Annotated in this window: 15 protein-coding genes and 1 pseudogene; 4 read left to right on the forward strand and 12 right to left on the reverse strand. The window is 60.8% G+C overall.

Translation table 11 applies throughout. The annotated features are described in order from the left end of the window. Positions 1-39: 39 nt before the first annotated feature. The 3 genes from hutU to hutC all read right to left on the reverse strand — a co-directional run bounded on the left by hutU (position 40) and on the right by hutC (position 3,160). Positions 40-1,713, reverse strand: a complete 1,674-nt coding sequence (gene hutU / locus ACIOAU_RS09010; protein WP_401181439.1) for a urocanate hydratase — start codon at positions 1,711-1,713, stop codon at positions 40-42. Positions 1,714-1,880: 167 nt separating this feature from the next. Continuing rightward, positions 1,881-2,453: a HutD family protein gene (locus tag ACIOAU_RS09015; protein WP_401181442.1), complete on the reverse strand. Its 573-nt coding sequence runs from the start codon at positions 2,451-2,453 to the stop codon at positions 1,881-1,883. Then, a complete protein-coding gene (gene hutC, locus ACIOAU_RS09020) occupies positions 2,450-3,160 on the reverse strand; it encodes a histidine utilization repressor (protein WP_178080811.1) in 711 nt (236 codons plus the stop codon). Before hutC ends, ACIOAU_RS09015 begins: the two co-directional genes overlap by 4 nt. Before the next feature lie 145 nt (positions 3,161-3,305). Here hutC and ACIOAU_RS09025 point away from each other — a divergent pair, with 145 nt between their 5' ends. After that, the gene (locus ACIOAU_RS09025) at positions 3,306-4,670 is read left to right on the forward strand and encodes a formimidoylglutamate deiminase (protein WP_401181445.1); all 1,365 of its coding nucleotides are present in this window, start codon (positions 3,306-3,308) and stop codon (positions 4,668-4,670) included. A gap of 4 nt (positions 4,671-4,674) precedes the next feature. Here the strand turns inward: ACIOAU_RS09025 and ACIOAU_RS09030 are convergent, their stop codons facing one another. After that, positions 4,675-5,247, reverse strand: coding sequence for a lipocalin family protein (locus tag ACIOAU_RS09030; protein ID WP_150572667.1), 573 nt, complete (start codon positions 5,245-5,247; stop codon positions 4,675-4,677). Beyond that, positions 5,244-5,498 (reverse strand): outer membrane protein assembly factor BamE, encoded by a 255-nt coding sequence (gene bamE / locus ACIOAU_RS09035; RefSeq protein WP_101315637.1) that lies wholly within the window; start codon positions 5,496-5,498, stop codon positions 5,244-5,246. Before bamE ends, ACIOAU_RS09030 begins: the two co-directional genes overlap by 4 nt. 222 nt (positions 5,499-5,720) lie before the next feature. Here bamE and ACIOAU_RS09040 point away from each other — a divergent pair. Further along, positions 5,721-6,758 (forward strand): annotated as a pseudogene (locus ACIOAU_RS09040) (cache domain-containing protein); the annotation flags it as partial. A 69-nt stretch (positions 6,759-6,827) separates the two neighbouring features. Next, the gene (locus tag ACIOAU_RS09045) at positions 6,828-7,613 is read left to right on the forward strand and encodes a methyl-accepting chemotaxis protein (protein ID WP_375140264.1); all 786 of its coding nucleotides are present in this window, start codon (positions 6,828-6,830) and stop codon (positions 7,611-7,613) included. A gap of 53 nt (positions 7,614-7,666) precedes the next feature. Here ACIOAU_RS09045 and ACIOAU_RS09050 read toward each other — a convergent pair whose 3' ends face one another. The 3 genes from ACIOAU_RS09050 to ACIOAU_RS09060 form a co-directional block, all read right to left on the reverse strand. Continuing rightward, positions 7,667-8,263 carry a DUF924 family protein gene (locus ACIOAU_RS09050; RefSeq protein WP_101315633.1) on the reverse strand — a complete coding sequence of 199 codons (597 nt, stop codon included), beginning with the start codon at positions 8,261-8,263 and terminating at the stop codon, positions 7,667-7,669. Between the two features lie 3 nt (positions 8,264-8,266). Next, positions 8,267-9,277 carry a class 1 fructose-bisphosphatase gene (locus tag ACIOAU_RS09055; protein ID WP_101315630.1) on the reverse strand — a complete coding sequence of 337 codons (1,011 nt, stop codon included), beginning with the start codon at positions 9,275-9,277 and terminating at the stop codon, positions 8,267-8,269. A gap of 176 nt (positions 9,278-9,453) precedes the next feature. Next, the gene (locus ACIOAU_RS09060) at positions 9,454-11,904 is read right to left on the reverse strand and encodes a glycogen/starch/alpha-glucan phosphorylase (protein ID WP_259074558.1); all 2,451 of its coding nucleotides are present in this window, start codon (positions 11,902-11,904) and stop codon (positions 9,454-9,456) included. Positions 11,905-12,087: 183 nt separating this feature from the next. On the opposite strand from ACIOAU_RS09060, the gene ACIOAU_RS09065 reads away from it, so the two are divergent. Next, complete coding sequence (locus ACIOAU_RS09065; RefSeq protein WP_101315626.1) at positions 12,088-12,492, forward strand: YkgJ family cysteine cluster protein; 405 nt, start codon at positions 12,088-12,090, stop codon at positions 12,490-12,492. A gap of 994 nt (positions 12,493-13,486) precedes the next feature. On the opposite strand, the gene ACIOAU_RS09070 is transcribed toward ACIOAU_RS09065, so the two are convergent. The 4 genes from ACIOAU_RS09070 to thiI form a co-directional block, all read right to left on the reverse strand. Next, on the reverse strand, positions 13,487-14,284 hold the full coding sequence (locus tag ACIOAU_RS09070) for a hypothetical protein (protein ID WP_401181451.1): 798 nt from the start codon (positions 14,282-14,284) through the stop codon (positions 13,487-13,489). Positions 14,285-14,290: 6 nt separating this feature from the next. After that, a complete protein-coding gene (locus tag ACIOAU_RS09075) occupies positions 14,291-14,875 on the reverse strand; it encodes a 2OG-Fe(II) oxygenase (protein ID WP_150571216.1) in 585 nt (194 codons plus the stop codon). Positions 14,876-15,109: 234 nt separating this feature from the next. After that, positions 15,110-16,930, reverse strand: coding sequence for a translational GTPase TypA (gene typA, locus ACIOAU_RS09080; protein ID WP_101315624.1), 1,821 nt, complete (start codon positions 16,928-16,930; stop codon positions 15,110-15,112). Between the two features lie 127 nt (positions 16,931-17,057). Then, positions 17,058-18,512 (reverse strand): tRNA uracil 4-sulfurtransferase ThiI, encoded by a 1,455-nt coding sequence (gene thiI, locus ACIOAU_RS09085; protein WP_150571217.1) that lies wholly within the window; start codon positions 18,510-18,512, stop codon positions 17,058-17,060. Between the last annotated feature and the right edge of the window lie 273 nt (positions 18,513-18,785).

An 18,785-nucleotide genomic window follows, 5' to 3' on the forward strand; every position in this document is an offset into this window, starting at 1 on the left:
TTCTTGTTATTCAGTATCGTCGTTGTCGGCGGCGGCTGATCAGCCGTTGATCATCGGCAGATCGAGGCCCTGCTGGTTGGCGCAGTCAACGGCGATCTGGTAGCCCGCATCGGCGTGGCGCATGACGCCGGTGCCCGGGTCGTTGGTCAAGACGCGAGCAATACGCTCGGCAGCTTCATCGCTGCCATCACAGACGATGACCATACCCGAGTGCTGCGAGAAGCCCATGCCAACGCCGCCGCCGTGGTGCAGCGACACCCAGGTCGCGCCGCTCGCGGTGTTGAGCAAGGCGTTGAGCAGCGGCCAGTCGGACACGGCGTCGGAGCCATCCTGCATCGATTCGGTTTCGCGGTTGGGGCTGGACACCGAACCAGAGTCGAGGTGGTCGCGGCCAATCACGATCGGTGCCGACAACTCACCGCTGCGGACCATCTCGTTGAAGGCCAGGCCGAGCTTGGCACGCTGGCCCAGGCCAACCCAGCAGATCCGCGCCGGCAGACCCTGGAAGCTGATGCGCTCACGGGCCATGTCCAGCCAGCGGTGCAGATGGGCATCGTCGGCGATCAGCTCTTTGACCTTGGCATCGGTCTTGTAGATGTCCTGGGCGTCACCCGACAGCGCCACCCAGCGGAACGGGCCGACCCCGCGGCAGAACAGCGGGCGGATATAGGCCGGGACGAAGCCTGGGAAGTCGAAGGCATTGCTGACGCCCTCCTCCATGGCCATCTGGCGAATGTTGTTGCCGTAGTCGAAGGTCGGCACGCCTTGCTGTTGGAAGTCGAGCATGGCTTTGACGTGCACCGCCATCGACTGCTTGGCGGCCTTGACCACTGCCGCCGGGTCGGTCTGCGCACGGTCGCGGTACTGCTCCCAGCTCCAGCCAGCAGGCAGGTAGCCGTTGAGCGGGTCGTGGGCGCTGGTCTGGTCGGTAACCATGTCCGGGCGCACGCCACGCTTGACCAGCTCAGGCAGGATTTCGGCAGCGTTGCCGAGCAGGGCAATCGAGATCGCCTTGCCTTCCTGGGTGTATTTGGCGATGCGCGCCAGGGCGTCATCGAGGTCGCTGGCCTGTTCGTCGACATAACGGCTGCTCAGGCGGAAGTCGATGCGGCTCTGCTGGCACTCGATGTTCAGCGAGCAGGCACCGGCCAGGGTTGCGGCCAGCGGCTGTGCGCCACCCATGCCGCCAAGCCCTGCAGTGAGCACCCACTTGCCTTTGAGGCTGCCGTTGTAATGCTGGCGGCCGGCCTCGACGAAGGTTTCATAGGTGCCCTGGACGATGCCCTGGCTGCCGATGTAGATCCAGCTGCCTGCGGTCATCTGGCCGTACATGGCCAGGCCCTTGGCATCCAGTTCGTTGAAGTGTTCCCAGTTGGCCCAGTGCGGCACCAGGTTGGAGTTGGCGATCAGCACGCGCGGGGCGTTGCTGTGGGTCTTGAACACGCCCACCGGCTTGCCCGACTGGACCAGCAGGGTCTCGTCGTCTTCCAGGCGGGTCAGGGTCTCGACGATCTTGTCGTAGCTCTCCCAATTGCGCGCAGCACGGCCGATGCCGCCGTACACCACCAGCTCCTTGGGGTTCTCGGCCACTTGTGGGTCGAGGTTGTTCATCAGCATGCGCAGCGGCGCTTCGGTCAGCCAGCTTTTGGCGGTCAGCTTGTTGCCACGTGGGGCACGGATTTCTACGTCACGGTATTTGTTGTTGTCAGTCACGGGAGAGGTCCTTTGCGGTCATCCGACGGCGGGGTGTTGATGAGTAATATACAAACACACCTTTACTTGTATGTACAAGCATGGACAACCAAATTATTCGGAGCTCGCCGTTAGATAGCCGGGGGCGCTACGCACCCCTTTCCGACCGGTCCGGCGCCCCGGCAATCTCAAACCGTGATCAATTCAATCAGGCAAAACCGCCCCTGCACGTCCAACTCCAGCAACCCGTCGTTGCCCTCCAGGCGCAAACAGTCATACAACCCAAGCCGCTGCAGCTCGCGCCCGGCCATCTGCACTTCAACCTGGCTACCAGCGGCAAACAGCAACAGCGTCGACGCCGAGCTATACAGGCGGCTGGTGCCATCGAACCACTGCAACCGCGCCCGATACCGCTGCGGCGCGTAGATCAGGTTGAAGTCGCGGATCATCCCGCCCAGCAGCTTGCACTGAACCTGGCTCTCGCCGCCGAAGGCAAACGCATCGAACGCCAGCAACGGCCGGCTGAGCTGGCCGTCGACCACCAGACGCATGCCATCCCCCTGCAGCACACTGATGATCCGCTGGTACCCGACAAAGCTGGAAAAGCCGCCCGACTCTTCGATATCGGCAATCGACAGGCGCCAGCCAAATCCATCCAGGCCATCGCCAGCATCGCGGGCGATCTCTTCGGTAAACCCGCCGCCGTTCTTCCATGGCATGCGCGGGTAATCCGCCGCGTGTAGCAACTGCATCTGGCTCATTTGCTGAAGCGTCCTTCCAGGCGATGGCGGGAACCGGGGTGAATCAGGCGTGCGGCGGTGACCGGCTGGCGACCCGACCAGGTGCGGCGGCGGATCAGCAGGCATGGCTCGCCGGCATCGATCTGCAGCAGGCGACACTCGTCCGGCTCGGCCAGAATCGCCTCGACCACGTGCTCGCCTTCAGTCAGTGGCGCCACCTGCGACAGGTAGGCATAGGGTGTCTGCCGGGTAAAGTCCTGCTTGAGGTAGTCCGGGGCAATCGCGGCGTTGACGTAGCGATCCTCGATCTGCACCGGCACGCCGTTTTCGTAATGCACGATCAACGAGTGGAATACCCGCTGGCCTTCGCGCATATCCAGCGCCAGGGCGCGCTCGGAACCTGCGGCCTCTTCGCCGAGCACGATCACCTGGCAACTATGCTGATGGCCACGGCCGGCGATCTCGTCGGCAATGTTGTTGACCTCGAACAGCGCGGAACGGCTCTTGGGCTCGGCGACGAACGTGCCGACGCCCTGCATGCGCACCAGCAACCCGTCAGCAGTCAGCTCGCGCAGGGCGCGGTTGATGGTCATGCGGCTGAAACCCAGCTGGTTGACCAGCTCGCTCTCGGACGGCACCCGGTGATGCGGCGGCCAGCTGCCGTTTTCGATCTGCTGGACGATCATCTGTTTGACCCGGGCATACAGCGGCGCCGGCCCTTCGCCCATCTGGGCAACCAGCGCGGAGACAGGAGGTGTCGGCACGGCTTTGATCCTTGTGCGGTTTGAGTGAGCAGTAGCTTGCCGCAGTTTACCGGGCAGGCAAACGCCTGTATATGTATATACAAGCTAACAAGAACAGGAAGATGCTTACATGTCCGTGTACTTTGCCGAGCGCGCCCTGCTCCCCAGCGGTTGGGCGCGCAACGTCCGTCTAGAGGTCGACGCCCAAGGCCAGCTTGCCAGCCTGCAGGTCGATGCCTCGGCAGACGGCGCCGAGCGCCTGGCCGGGCCGCTGCTGCCGGGCATGCCCAACCTTCATTCGCACGCCTTCCAGCGCGCCATGGCGGGCCTGGCAGAAGTGGCAGGCAACCCCAACGACAGTTTCTGGACCTGGCGCGAGCTGATGTACCGCATGGTTGGCCAGATCAGCCCGGGACAACTGCAGGTCATCGCCCGCCAGCTGTACATCGAGATGCTCAAGGCCGGCTATACCTCGGTCGCCGAGTTCCATTACGTGCACCACGATCGCGATGGCCAGCGCTATGCCGATCCCGCCGAGCTGTCACGGTGCATCAGTGCCGCCGCCAGCGCCGCCGGGATTGGCCTGACGTTGTTGCCGGTGCTGTACAGCCACGCAGGATTCGGCGGCCAGCCCGCCAGCGAGGGCCAACGCCGCTTTATCAATAGCAGCGAGCAATACCTGCGCCTGCACGAACAGCTCAAACCAGTGCTGACGGCACAACCGGCGCAGCGCCTGGGCTTGTGCTTCCACTCGCTGCGCGCGGTCACTCCCGAGCAGATTGCCACGGTGCTGGCCAGCGGCGAGCAGGACTGCCCGGTACACATTCACATCGCTGAGCAGCAAAAGGAAGTCGACGACTGCCTGGCCTGGAGCGGGCGTCGTCCGCTGCAATGGCTATATGAAAACGTCGAGGTCGACCGCCGCTGGTGTCTGGTACATGCCACCCACGCAGCGCCGGACGAGGTCGCAGCGATGGCCGAAAGCGGCGCGGTAGCTGGTTTGTGCCTGACCACCGAGGCCAACCTGGGCGACGGCATCTTCCCCGCGGTCGACTACCTGGCTCGGGGCGGGCGCATGGGGATTGGATCGGACAGCCACGTGTCACTCAGTGTGGTCGAGGAACTGCGCTGGCTTGAATACGGCCAGCGACTGCGTGATCAGCGCCGCAATCGGCTCTATCGCAGCGACCAGCCAATGGTTGGCCGCACCCTTTATGACGCAGCGCTCAGCGGTGGCGCGCAAGCCCTGGGGCAGCCGATCGGCGAGTTGACGGTGGGCAAGCGCGCGGACTGGCTGGTGCTCGACGGTGAGGACCCGTACATCGCTACTGCCGAAGGCGACGCCATTCTCAACCGCTGGCTGTTTGCCGGCGGCGACCGCCAGATCCGCGACGTGATGGTCAACGGCGCGTGGGTGGTGCGCCAGGGCCGCCATGCTCAGGAAGCCGAGAGCAACCGAGCGTTTGCCGAGGTGCTCGGCCAGTTGCTTGGCTGAGGGCTCAGTGTGCGGCGGCGATGTCGCGGTCGGCTACGCGCCAGATCAGGCGATTGGTGTCGTAGCCTTGCTGACGCGCCTTGGCCAGCAGGCTCTCGCGCTCCCAGGCCGGCAGGCTCGGCGTACGTGACAGGATCCACAGGTACTTGCGGTCCGGGCTGCCGACCAATGCGGTCTGATAACGCGAGTCGACGTACAACACCCAGTACTCGCCCTTGGCCACACCAGGCGCCAGGCGGGTGAACCAATTGTCGAACTCGACCCAGAGCTTGTCGGTATGCCCGGCCTCCTGCGGCGTGGCGCTGCCTTCGGCGCGGATCCACTGGCCGTCGAGCATGCGGCAACGGTTGAGCACGCCGATGCTGCCATCAGGCCGGGCGTTGTAATGCGCCTCGGACTGCGCGCAGTCGCGCTGGAAGTACATCGGCAGGCGGGCCAGCTCGAACCATTTGCCCTGATAGCGCTTGAGGTCGACGGCGCCTGCCGTCTTCGGCGCCAACGGGTCATGGCTACCCGTGGCGCAGCCGCCCAGCAACAGGCTCAGGCACAGCCCAAGCAGCAGACTCACGTGCCTCATTTAAGGCCCTGCCCGGAGTACATCAATACTTTGTCCGCTGCATACTGCACACTGATAAAGCTGTTCTGGTCACCCCAGGTGCAACTGCTCATGCCCAGCGCGCCCGAGCACTCGGTAGGTGTACCCAGCAGTTGTTCGACCGCCGCGCGGTTCATGCCGGCGCTGAGTTTGGAGTAATTTTCCTGGTTGATCTTGCTGCACGCAGTCAGCACGACGCACAACGACAACAGGGCGAGGGAACGCAACGACATGAAGGGACACTCCTGGACACGGACATCAGGCGAGGCGCCTGTGGAGACCTTGGAGAGCAAAAAGCCTCCGTGGTTCCCTGACCGCAGCGCTTAAATGCCGGCCGTTGGTCGTCTGACCGGCCAACGACTCATGTTTTACCCGCACAAGTCGACACAACGAGCAGTGGAGCAGCAGCCTGCCCTACCCCCTGCCCTTCGACGTGCATTCGCGCAGACTCAGCCATGACCAAAAATCTCAAGTTCAGCCACAAGATCCTGCTGGCCGCAGCCCTCGTAGTCGCGGTCGCCTTCACCTGCTTCGTACTGTTCAACGACTACCGGCAACGCCAGTCGCTGCGCAGCGACACGCAGACGTCGCTGCAGGACCTGGGCAGCCTGACTGCAGGCAACATCCGCAACTGGCTCGACAGCCGCGTGCAGGTGCTCGACAGCCTGGCCCAGCAAGTGGCCGTCGATGGCCCCGGCAAGCCGAGCCTGGACCGTGCCCTGGCACTGCCGGTGTATGCCAACAACTTCCAGCTGAGCTACTTCGGCGGCCAGGACGGCAGCATGCAATCGGTACCCGCCGGCAACCGCGCCGCCGACTACGACCCGCGCCAGCGTGGCTGGTACAAGGCGGCGACTGCTGCCAACCAGACTATCGTCACCGAGCCGTACATTTCCGCCTCGGCTGGCAAGCTGGTGATCACCCTGGCCACGCCGGTGCAACAGGGCGGTCGCCTGCTCGGCGTGAGTGGCGTCGACACCGACCTGCAGACCATCAGCAAGCTGATCAACGCGCTGGACTTCGATGGTAATGGACATGCCTTCATCGTCAACGGCGAAGGCAAGATCATGATCCACCCCAAGCCTGAGCTGGCCCTGAAAACCCTCGCCGATCTGTTCCCTGGCGACACGCCGCAGATCAGCAGCGGGATGAAGGAAGTCGAGTTCGACGGGCGCAAGCAGTTCATCAACTTCACCCACGTCGACGGCATCTCGTCGGTCGACTGGTATGTCGCGCTGGTGCTCGACCAGGATGCCGCCTTCGCCATGCTCGGCGAGCTGCGCACGTCGGCAGCCGTGGCGACGCTGATCGCGATCATCGCCATCATTGCCTTGCTCGGCCTGTTAATTCGCGTGCTGATGCAGCCGCTGCACGCCATGGGTCGCGCCATGCGCGACATTGCCGAGGGTGAAGGCGACCTGACCCGGCGCCTGACCATCCATGCTCAGGACGAATTCGGCAGCCTTGCCCAGTCGTTCAACCGCTTTGTCGAGCGTATCCACGAGTCGATCCGCGAAGTGGCCTCGGCGACCGGCCAGGTGAATGCCGTGGCCGGCCAGGTGGTGACTGCGTCCAACGCCTCGATCAACAACGCCGATCAGCAGTCGAGCCGCACCAGCAGCGTTGCCGCTGCAATCAATCAGCTCGGTGCCGCCGCCCATGAAATCGCCCAGAACGCCGCGCTCGCCTCGCAGCATTCGACCGCCGCGCGCGGTCTGGCCGAAGAAGGCCAGCAGGTGGTCGGGCAAACCATCAGCACCATGCATCAGCTGTCGGCGCGCATCAGTGACTCGTGCGAGAACATCCAGACACTCAATTCGCACACCAGCAACATCGGCCAGATCCTCGATGTGATCACCGGCATTTCGCAGCAAACCAACCTGCTCGCGCTGAACGCTGCCATCGAAGCCGCCCGCGCGGGCGAGGCCGGGCGTGGTTTTGCCGTGGTTGCCGATGAGGTGCGCAGTCTGGCCCACCGCACTCAGGAATCAGCGCAGCAGGTACAGCGTTTGATCGAAGAGCTGCAGGCCGGGGCGCAGATGGCGGTCAGCACCATGAACCAGAGCCAGCAGCAGAGCGAGCACAGCGTGGGGATTGCCAACCAGGCCGGTGAACGCCTGGGCAGCGTGACCCAGCGCATCGGCGAGATCGACGGCATGAACCAGTCGGTTGCCACCGCCACCGAAGAGCAGACGGCGGTGGTCGAGTCGATCAATCTCGACATCAGCGAGATCAATACGCTGAATCAGGAAGGCGTGCACAACCTGCAGAGCACCTTGCGTGCCTGCAACGACCTGGAACACCAGGTCGAACGGTTGCAACAGTTGGTTGGCAGTTTCAGAATCTGAGCCGGGTGCTGCCCCATTCGCCTACGCAGATGGGGCAGCCGCTCAACGCTGCATCAGAACCGTGAACCCGGCTCGAGCAGGAAATCCATCTCTTCATCGGTGCTCGGACGGTCCAGCAGCAGATTGCGCTGCGGGAACCGGCCAAAGCGCTCGATGACGCGCTGATGCTGCTCGGCGTAGTCAAGGAAGCCTTCGAACAGGCGGCGGTTGGCCTCCGGTTGCTCGTCCAGCAACTGCCGATAGCGCTCGACACTAAGGTGCTGCCAGTCGAGCACCTCGGCGTGTTCCAGCACCAACAGCACGAACACCCGCTGGATCGGCAGTAACTGGTAATCCCAGTCATGCTGCAAACCCTGCATGGCCACCACCTGCGCGCGCCGGTCACCTTCAAAGGCGCGCGGCGTGTCGCGGTAGATCATGCGCGGCAGTTGATCGAGCAGCAGGATCAGGCCAAGCCAGCCCTGCGGGCTTTGCTGCCAGTCTTCGAGACCACCCGCCAGGGCCTGCTCGCACAGCGCGCCGAAACGCTCGCGCGCCTCGTCATCATGGTGCTTGCCGAACCACAGCGTGCTCTTCTCGTCAGCCACGGCCTGCGGGCTCTTGCCCGGACCGAACCACCACTCCAGCAACGGCTGCCAAGGTGCGAGCATGATTTATTCCTTGTGGTAGGCCGTAACGCGCTCGACCTCTTGCTTCGAGCCGAGGATTACCGAAACGCGCTGGTGCAGGCTGTCCGGCTGGATGTCGAGGATGCGTTGCTCACCGTTGGTGGCAGCGCCGCCGGCCTGTTCGATGATGAACGACATCGGGTTGGCCTCGTACATCAGGCGCAGCTTGCCTGGCTTGCTCGGCTCACGCGAATCGCGTGGGTACATGAACAGACCGCCACGGGTGAGGATGCGGTGCACATCAGCCACCATCGAGGCGATCCAGCGCATGTTGTAGTTCTTTTTCAACGGCCCGGTCTCACCGGCCAGCAGCTCGCCGACGTAGCGCTGGATCGGCGCTTCCCAGTGACGCTGGTTGGACATGTTGATAGCGAACTCGGCAGTGGTCTCCGGCACCTGGATGTTCTCGTGAGTGAGGACAAAGCTGCCCAGCTCGCGGTCCAGGGTGAAGCCTTTGACGCCGTTGCCCAGGGTCAGGATCAGCATGGTCTGCGGGCCGTAGATCGCGTAACCGGCGGCGACCTGCTCGGTGCCAGGCTGGAGGAAGGCGTTTTCGTTGAGGGTTTCGTTCTGGCTCAGGTATTCCTGCGGGCAGCGCAGAACCGAGAAGATAGTGCCGACCGAAACGTTGACATCGATGTTCGACGAGCCGTCCAGTGGGTCGAACACCAGCAGGTAGGCACCCTTAGGGTATTTACCCGGGATCTGGTAGGCGTTGTCCATTTCTTCGGACGCCATGCCGGCCAGGTGACCACCCCACTCGTTGGCTTCGAGCAGAATGTCGTTGGAGATCACGTCGAGCTTTTTCTGCACTTCGCCCTGTACGTTTTCGGTGCCCATGCTGCCCAGCACGCCGCCGAGGGCGCCTTTGGACACGTGGTGGCTGATTTCCTTGCACGCGCGCGCCACCACCTCGATCAGGAAGCGCAGATCGGCAGGAGTATTGTTGCTGCGGGTCTGCTCAATCAGATAGCGACTCAGGGTAACGCGGGACATGTATGGCTCCGAAAGGGAAAGAGGGTGAAAAACCCTCGCAGTTTACAGTAATGCCGATGGTTTGGCGTAAAGGCTAGCGAGCAAACACACTCGCCTGGCCGATCAGACGGTCGAACCGGAGTCTAGTTCAGCACGGCACCGGCCGGTGGTCGGCCCGGTGCCCTGCGATGGTCAGCTCAATCCAACGCTTTCCAGATCTCGGTGGCGTACTCGCGGATGGTCCGGTCCGATGAGAACCAGCCCATCCTCGAGGTATTGAGCACCGCCATCCGCCACCATTGTTCCGGCTGATGCCACAGCTCATCGACCTTGCGCTGGGCGTCCCAGTAGGCGTCGAAATCGGCGCAGACCAGGAAGCGGTCATGGTCGATCAGCGAGTCGATCAACTGGGTATAGCGCGACGGGTCATCCGGCGAGAACACCCCGCTGCGAATGGCGTGCAGCACATCGCTGAGGCGGTGCGACTCGGCCACCGCTGCACTGGCACCAAAGTCACCCGCGCGCTTGCGCGCCTCGACCTGCTGCGCCGTCAGCCCAAAGATGAACATGTTCTCTGCACCGACCTGCTCGCACATCTCGACGTTGGCGCCGTCCAGGGTGCCGATGGTCAGCGCGCCGTTGAGGCCGAACTTCATGTTGCTGGTGCCGGACGCTTCATAGCCGGCGGTGGAAATCTGCTCGGACAAGTCCGCCGCCGGGATGATGCTCTCGGCCAGGCTGACGTTGTAGTTGGGCAGGAATACCACCTTGAGCAGACCGCGCACGGTCGGATCGTTGTTGACCACCCGGGCGATGTCGTTGGACAGCTTGATGATCAGCTTGGCCTGGTGATAGCTGGCGGCCGCCTTGCCGGCGAAGATCTTCACCCGCGGCACCCAGTCGGTGCTCGGTTCGGCGCGAATTGCCTGATACAGCGCCACCGTGTGCAGCAGGTTGAGCAGCTGGCGCTTGTACTCGTGGATGCGCTTGACCTGTACGTCGAACATCGCTTCGGGGTTGACCGTCACGCCGACGCGGTCCTGGATGATACTCGCCAAGGCACGCTTGCTGTGCAGCCGCTGCGCAGCGAACTGCTTGCGAAACGCCGGTTGCTCGGCGAACGGTTCAAGGTCCTTGAGGCGCACCTCGGCGTCATCCAGCACCTCGCGCCCGAGGGCCTCGATCAGCATCGCAGTCAGCTGCGGGTTAGCCTGGTGCAGCCAGCGGCGGAAGGTGACGCCGTTGGTCTTGTTGTTGATCCGATCCGGGTAGAGCTTGTGCAGCTCGGCGAACACCGTGCTCTTCATCAGCTTGCTGTGCAGCGCGGACACGCCGTTGACACTATGCGAACCGAGAAACGCCAGGTTGCCCATGCGCACGCGACGGCCGTTGTCTTCTTCGATCAACGACACCGCGCGCAACACGTCGAAATCGTGTTGGCCTTTGGCCCGCAGGGCATCGATATGGTAGGCGTTGATCAGATAGATGATCTGCATGTGCCGCGGCAGCATGCGCTCCATCAGCGCCACCGGCCAGGTTTCCAGCGCTTCGGGCAACAGTGTGTGGTTGGTGTAGGCCAGGGTACCGACGGTTACTTCCCAGGCTTTGTCCCATGGAATTTCATGCTGGTCGACCAGCAAGCGCATCAGCTCAGCCACCGCAATCGAGGGGTGGGTGTCGTTGAGCTGGATCGCCGCCGCATCAGGCAGGTTGAGCAAGCTCTTGTGCATGTTCAGGTGCCGGCGCAGCAGGTCTTGCAGCGAGGCGGAAACAAAGAAGTACTCCTGGCGCAGGCGCAGTTCCTGGCCCGCCTCGGTGCTGTCGGCTGGGTAGAGCACGCGCGAGATGCTCTCGGCGCGGGCCACCTCGGCGACTGCACCCAGGTGGTCACCGGCGTTGAAGCGCTCCAGGTGCAGCTCTTCCAGCGCGCGTGCACGCCACAGGCGCAGGGTGTTGACGCTGGACCCGCGCCAGCCGACTACCGGCGTATCGTAGGCAACCGCCCGCACGGTTTCGCCAGGGGTCCAGATCTGCCGTTGCTGGCCGTCGGCAGCCGTCACGGTTTCGACGCCACCACCAAAGCTGATCGGATAGATCACCTCGGCCCGCTCGAACTCCCACGGGTTGCCGAAATCCAGCCAGTTCTCGGTTTGCTCCTGCTGCCAGCCATCGACCACGGCCTGGCGGAACAAGCCGTGCTCGTAGCGGATACCGTAGCCATGGGCGGCAATGCCCAGAGTCGACATGCTTTCCATGAAGCACGCCGCCAGCCGGCCAAGGCCGCCATTGCCGAGCGCGGCGTCCGGCTCCAGCAGGCGAATACGATCAAGGTCGACACCGAGGCCATCCAGCGCCTCGCGGGCGATTTCCAGGTAGCCGAGGTTGCTCAGGCTGTCGTACAGCAGCCGGCCGATCAAAAACTCGAGGGAAAGGTAGTAGACGCGTTTCTGACTACGTCGGTAGGCCTGCCGGGTGTGGTCCATCCAGTGATCGACCATATGGTCGCGCGCAGCCAGGGCAATGGCTTCGAACCAGTCGTGATCAAAGGCGTGCTCCGGGTCCTTGCCGACCGCGTAGGTCAGCTTGGCCAATACAGCGGCACGGAACTCGGTGACCTCGACGTCACGTGCTTTGGGTTGCTGAGACATGTGACATCCTCGGGCAAGTGGGCGAAGGCAGGAGAGTGTTCAGACTAGACCCTTCGACAGGGGCTGGCAGTTGTTGTTCGCAGTTTTCATGCCGACAAGCATAATCGGGCGAAAGGTTGTTCACAATTTGAACAACTCCGGTATCATCGCGCGCCCCTCCACCGTGATTCGCTCCTTATAACTATGAAACCGACCCTGATTGCCGCGGCTGAAGTCGACCGCCTCGATACCTGGCAGCGCTACTCCAGCCATATGTGCGGGGGCTGCCATTCGACCTGCTGCACGCTGCCGGTGGAAGTGAAGATCAAAGATCTGATCCGTATTGGCGTGGTCGACGACTTCGACAAGGACGAGCCGGCCAAGAACGTTGCCAAGCGCCTGCAGAAGGACGGCATCATCGAGCGTTTCAATCAGAAGTCGGGGATCTTCACCTTGACCCGAATGAGCAACGATGACTGTCTCTATCTGGATCGTAAGAGCCGCCTGTGCACCATTTATGACAAGCGCCCCGATACCTGCCGCAACCACCCCAAGGTCGGCCCACGGCCGGGCTTCTGCGCGTACAAACCGAAGGTGGTCGGGCGCTGATGGTCGGGGCTGCGTCGCGGCCTCTCCCACCTAAGCCGCCCTCCTGAGCGGCTCGCTGCGGCGCTGGAGCGGTCGGAAAGCCAGCAGCGCTAAACTGAAATCTGGGGCCGCTGCGCAGCCCTTTCGCGACACAATGCCGCTCCTACACGCACCGCGTACGATCGGCATGCGCGGTCAATTGTAGGAGCGGCCTTGTGTCGCGAAAGGCCAGCAGCGCTGGCCCGGCGATATCGGCCGCGAAGCTGAAATCCTAGCGCTGCTGCGCGACCCCAAAATCCTCAGACAAAAACGCCTCGGCCTTTTGACAGGGGGCATTTTTTCTGTGGTCCAGGTACACATAAGCAGCCTGCAACGCCGGTGCTCACCCCCAGCAGAGCGACTGTGAAGGCGCTATGTTTCGAACGTGCTCTGCGAGACACGCTGGCGCCGATGACGCACCAGCATGACTATCACACCTATGGCAGGCAGTAGTGCAACCACACTACCCATGACGACTGCCGCTTCTATCGAGGCGTTGTTCATATCCACAACCTGTCGATAGAGTCGATCATTGAAGAGAACTCGACCGTCCAACGTAGCCAGCTCACGCACTACGCTCCCACCATTTACGCGTTCTGCCACGAGCACCACCTTGGAATTGATCCGAAGGCCAGAGGCTTTGTACAGCTTATGGGGCGTATAAATACGTTTTCCCTCCCGTTTCCCATCAAGCGTGTACGCTACACTGAAGTGCATCAACGAACGATCAACTTCCCAACTGCTTGGATAACCAGAGACTCTCCCCTCGAGGGCTGTCAACTTAGACATATCAGGGGCAACGTACACTTCACGCTGACTGACAAAAAGTGCAATGCACGCAAGCATGGTAACTAAACAAGCCGAAAGCGCTCCCGAGGACCTCAAGGGAGGAGACACTTTTAATAATCGCAAGAACTCGGAAAATGAGTACAAATGCCCCCCTTACTCAAGCCGGGCACATCGGCACCGCCGGCCCTTAGTGATATCTATCAAGCCCAGCACCACCCCCACCAGGCGCGATGACCTGAATGGGTCCGATGTCAATGCTCCACCCTGGATACTCCGGCAACGGGAATATCATAACGCCACCGTCTCCACCGGGCTCGAAATACCCCCCACCGCCGGCGGTTATTCCGTACGGATAGGTATCGTCACGCCCCAGCCCTACTTCATGTGAGTCAGGGTCCCAGCGACTGACAGCAATTTGGCTCGTATAGCTTGCGCTGATTTTCGCGAGCGACACAAGTGCCAAATCCGGCGCCACCCAATAATCTGGATATGCCGCATTCGTATTTGTGGCGAAATGTTTTTCGACAACTGGCAAAATCAAAGATTGATACAAATTTTTAACCGCATCGGAGGTGACTATCCCCGCGGCAGTTGCGGTAACACCTACGCCAGTAAATACAAGTGCTGGACCGCCTGCACCGGCGAGCAAAGTAATGCTTGCGACAATCCCGGCAACATTACCAATAAGACTCAGGACATCTCCATTATCAAATTTTTGATTAGTCTTGTATTCAGCTGTGATCTTTAGAAATACCGTCGTCGCCGCAAGCGTGTTGGCTTTTATGTTGAGAAACGGTGTGAATCCCGCGGTCAGTTTTACGATAGAGATCACGCTCGCGACTGTAGCACCGGTTTGTGCTGTCTGGTTGACGAGGGAGAACCCGGACTTATCCGTGTTGTACTGATCCGTAAGGGAGGCAGCTGCGCCGCCCACCGCTACGGGCTTATCGACGTACCCCAGAATGATTTCGAATTTTTTCGACATCGTTCGTTACTCCCTGATCAGAGTCTTGAAAGCGATGCTCATGCGCAGCCTGTTGCAATTTGCTGCCGGCGCCCGCGCGCCATGCGGCACCTCGCCATTGAACACTACGACTCTCTTCGGCTTGGGCTGCACGGACAGCATAATATTTTCTTTGGCAGTATCGTAAAAGACCAGCTCTCCTCCCCAACATGTAGCCCAATACTCACTGCAGAACAGCATGACCGTTTTGCCGGGCAGCTCGACTGTATTGTCGTGGTGGATAGGACCGTCCTGACTACTTGTTTGGCCATTGGCGTAGACACCTAATAGCTTTGCCGAGGGTAGGTGCACCGCTTTGATCCGCGCCCAGATATCCGCGAGAAATGCCCAATCAGGTCGAGCCCGCAGCTCTAGCTCACAATCTTCAAGCTCGTCTCTGCGAGTACCTGCAATAAAGCTGTGCCAGCAGGGACGATCAAGAGGTGAATAGGGATAGGGCCAGCCATATCGCCAAAGCGAGCCGGTCAGCAGTTTCAAGATCTTGGTATGCTCTTCGTCCGTTATTCCATCATCAATCACACAAATACGTTCACCCGCAATGACAACCGACATAGTTCAATCTCCTTATCAAACATAACAAGTGAAGACCGAAGTTAAATCAGCACAAGAGAGCTGCACAGCGGGAAATATAGGCTGCGGGGGAGGTATTGTCGCTGATGGCTTTATGAAACTCACATCTACGACGAGCGCTATTCTTCAGCAGTGCATCGTAGCGAATTATGAAACTTGCAAAAAAAACGCCCCCGGCCTTTCGACCGGGGGCGTTTCAATCAGCTAGATCTGGACTCAGATCTTGGCTTTCTTGGCAGCGCGGGTACGCTCGCTTTCGTCGAGGATCTTCTTGCGAAGACGGATCGACTTAGGCGTGACTTCGCACAGCTCGTCTTCCTGGATGTATTCCAGAGCCTGTTCCAGAGTGAAGCGAACCGGCGGAACCAGAGCGATGGTTTCGTCTTTACCCGAAGCACGCATGTTGTCGAGCTTCTTGCCTTTGGTTGGGTTTACACCCAGGTCGTTGTCGCGGCTGTTCTGGCCGATGATCTGACCGTTGTAGATCTCTTGACCGTGCTCGACGAACAGCTTGCCGCGCGCCTGCAGGGTTTCCAGCGAGTAGGTCAGAGCCTTGCCGGTTTCAACCGAAACCAGTACGCCGTTCTGACGGCCGGACATGTGGCCCGACTTGACTGGAGCGTAGCGATCGAAGATCGAGGTCAGGATGCCAGCACCGTTGGTCAGGGTCAGGAACTGGTTACGGAAACCGATCAGACCACGAGCAGGGATGTTGTATTCCAGACGCACACGGCCTTTGCCATCCGGGACCATGTTGCTCAGGTCGCCTTTACGCAGGCCCATCTCTTCCATGACCTTGCCCTGAGCTTCCTCTGGGATGTCGATGGTGACGTTTTCGAACGGCTCTTGCTTGACGCCGTCCACTTCACGAATGATCACTTCCGGACGGCCCAGGGCCAGCTCGAAGCCTTCGCGACGCATGGTTTCGATCAGTACCGACAGGTGCAGCTCACCACGGCCGGAAACCTTGAACTTGTCTGCCGAGTCGCCTTCTTCAACGCGCAGTGCAACGTTGTACAGCAGCTCTTTGTCCAGACGATCCTTGATGTTACGCGAGGTCACGAACTTGCCTTCTTTACCGCAGAATGGCGAGTCGTTGACCTGGAAGGTCATGGAAACGGTTGGCTCGTCGACGGTCAGAGGCTTCATCGCCTCGACGGTCAGCGGGTCGCACAGGGTGTCGGAGATGAACAGCTCGTCGAAACCGCTGATGCAGACGATGTCGCCGGCGGCAGCTTCTTCAACGTCGACACGGTGCAGACCGTGGTGACCCATCAGCTTCAGGATACGGCCGTTACGCTTCTTGCCGTCGGTATCGATGGCAACAACCGGGGTGTTCGGCTTGACGCGACCACGGGCGATACGGCCAACGCCGATAACACCGAGGAAGCTGTTGTAGTCCAGAGCGGAGATCTGCATCTGGAACGGGCCGTCACGGTCAACAGCAGGTGGTGGAACGTGGTCGACAACCGCTTGGTACAGCGGGGTCATGTCTTCGGCCATGGCAGTGTGGTCCAGACCGGCAATGCCGTTCAGGGCCGAGGCGTAGACGACCTGGAAGTCCAGCTGCTCGTCGGTAGCGCCGAGGTTGTCGAACAGATCGAAGATCTGGTCCAGAACCCAATCAGGACGCGCGCCCGGACGGTCAACCTTGTTGATTACAACGATTGGCTTGAGGCCAGCTTCGAATGCCTTTTTGGTCACGAAGCGAGTTTGCGGCATAGGGCCGTCTTGGGCATCGACCAGCAGCAGCACGGAGTCGACCATCGACATTACACGCTCAACTTCGCCACCGAAGTCGGCGTGGCCGGGGGTGTCGACGATGTTGATGTGGTAGCCATTCCAGTTGATGGCGGTGTTTTTCGCCAGAATGGTAATACCGCGCTCTTTCTCCTGGTCGTTGGAGTCCATGACGCGCTCGTCATTGAGCTCGTTACGCTCCAGGGTGCCCGACTGACGCAGGAGTTTGTCGACCAGAGTGGTTTTACCATGGTCAACGTGGGCGATGATGGCGATGTTACGCAGATTTTCGATCACAAATGTATCTCGATCAGAGGATTCGGTTGCCGCCTATTCTAGACGGCCAATATGAAGGTAAAAGGCTCAGCGGGCCCGCGGGTCGGGAGGGCGATGGCGGATGCTGCCGCCATACAGCCCTGGCAGTTTATGCCGGACGATAAACACGCACATTGGCATGTCCCTCACTGAGCAGATGATGCGCATGCAGGCGACTCATGACGCCCTTGTCGCAATAAAGTAGGTACTGACGGTTGCCATCGAGCTGCTTGAAGCGGCTGTTGATGGCATAGAAAGGCATGGTCTGGACTTCGATACCGTCGATCACCAGAGGTTGATCCTCTTGCGCATCGGGGTGACGAATGTCGATGACGATCTGGCCTGGAGTGGCCTCGGCCACCTCTTCAATCTGAATGTCCTGGCTCAGTTCGTCGATCACATGGTCGATCGAGATGAAGCGAGCACGTTCCAGCGCGCGCTCCAGGATCTGCATATCGAACTGGGCCTCCTCATATACAACCCGCTGCGGTTTGGCGCAGGTAGTCGGGTTGACCGAGATGACGCCGCAGTATTCTGGCATGTGCTTGGCAAACTCGGCTGTGCCGATCTGATAAGCGGTATCGATGATGTCCTGTTTGTGGCTGGCCAACAGCGGACGCAGGACCAGCTTGTCAGTGGCCTGGTCGATCACTGTCAGGTTGGGCAGGGTCTGGCTCGACACCTGGGAAATCGCCTCACCAGTGACCAGCGCGTCGATCTGCAGGCGGTCAGCGATGTTGGCCGCTGCGCGCAGCATCATGCGCTTGAGGGTAACGCCCATGTAGCTGTTGTCGACCTTGCCGAGAATCTCGCCGACCACTTCTTCGAACGGCACGCTGATGAACAGCACGCGCTGGCTGCTGCCGTATTTTTTCCACAGGTAGTGAGCGACTTCCATCACCCCCAACTCGTGGGCACGGCCGCCGAGGTTGAAGAAGCAGAAGTGGGTCATCAGGCCGCGACGCATCATCTGGTAGGCAGCCACGGTGGAATCGAAACCACCGGACATCAACACCAGAGTCTGCTCCAACGCGCCCAACGGGTAACCGCCGATACCTTGATGCTGATTGTGGATGACGTAAAGGCGCTGATTGCGGATTTCCATCCGCACCTTGATTTCCGGGTTCTTCAGGTCGATACCGGCGGCGCCGCACTGCTGGCGCAACTGGCTGCCAACATAACGGTCGACATCCATCGAAGTAAAGTCGTGGTGGCCGCCACGCTTGCAGCGTACGGCGAAGCGCTTGCCGGCCAGCAGATGGCCGTAGTGCGCCTTGCACTTCTCGACGATATCGTCGAAGTCGCCCAGCGGGTATTCCTCTACCTGAAGGAAATGGGTGATCCCCGGCGTGCACGACAGCCGGTCGATGATCTCGCGCTGAAGCTTCTCGTCTTCGATGCGGGTGACCACTTCGAGATTATCCCAGACACCGTCAACCTTCAGCTCAGGGTCGATATCCTTGAGCACGTTGCGGATGTTCTTCGAGAGCTGACGGATGAAGCGCTTGCGCACCGGCCGGCTCTTGATGGTGATTTCTGGGAAGACTTTGACGATGAGTTTCATGGGTAAACAGCGCGCCCAGGGCCTGCCGAAAATGAGGGGCGCGAATTATAGCGGAAATTGCTCAGGATTTGACCAACTTTTGAACAGAAAGGTTTGAGATGAGTGCAAGAGATTGATTTTGCCGCGCCTGTGCCGGCTCTTTAGCGGCGATCCGGCGTCCCGGTGAACCCGCTCCCACAGGATGGTGCAATGCCCGACTCCACCGCTATCTCTGTGGGAGCGGGTTTACCCGCGAAGAGGTTCCAGAAAACGCCCCCGCAAAGATGCGCACTA

Origin of the sequence: Pseudomonas sp. NPDC088322 (assembly GCF_044740745.1) — a bacterium.
Lineage (GTDB): Bacteria > Pseudomonadota > Gammaproteobacteria > Pseudomonadales > Pseudomonadaceae > Aquipseudomonas > Aquipseudomonas shirazensis.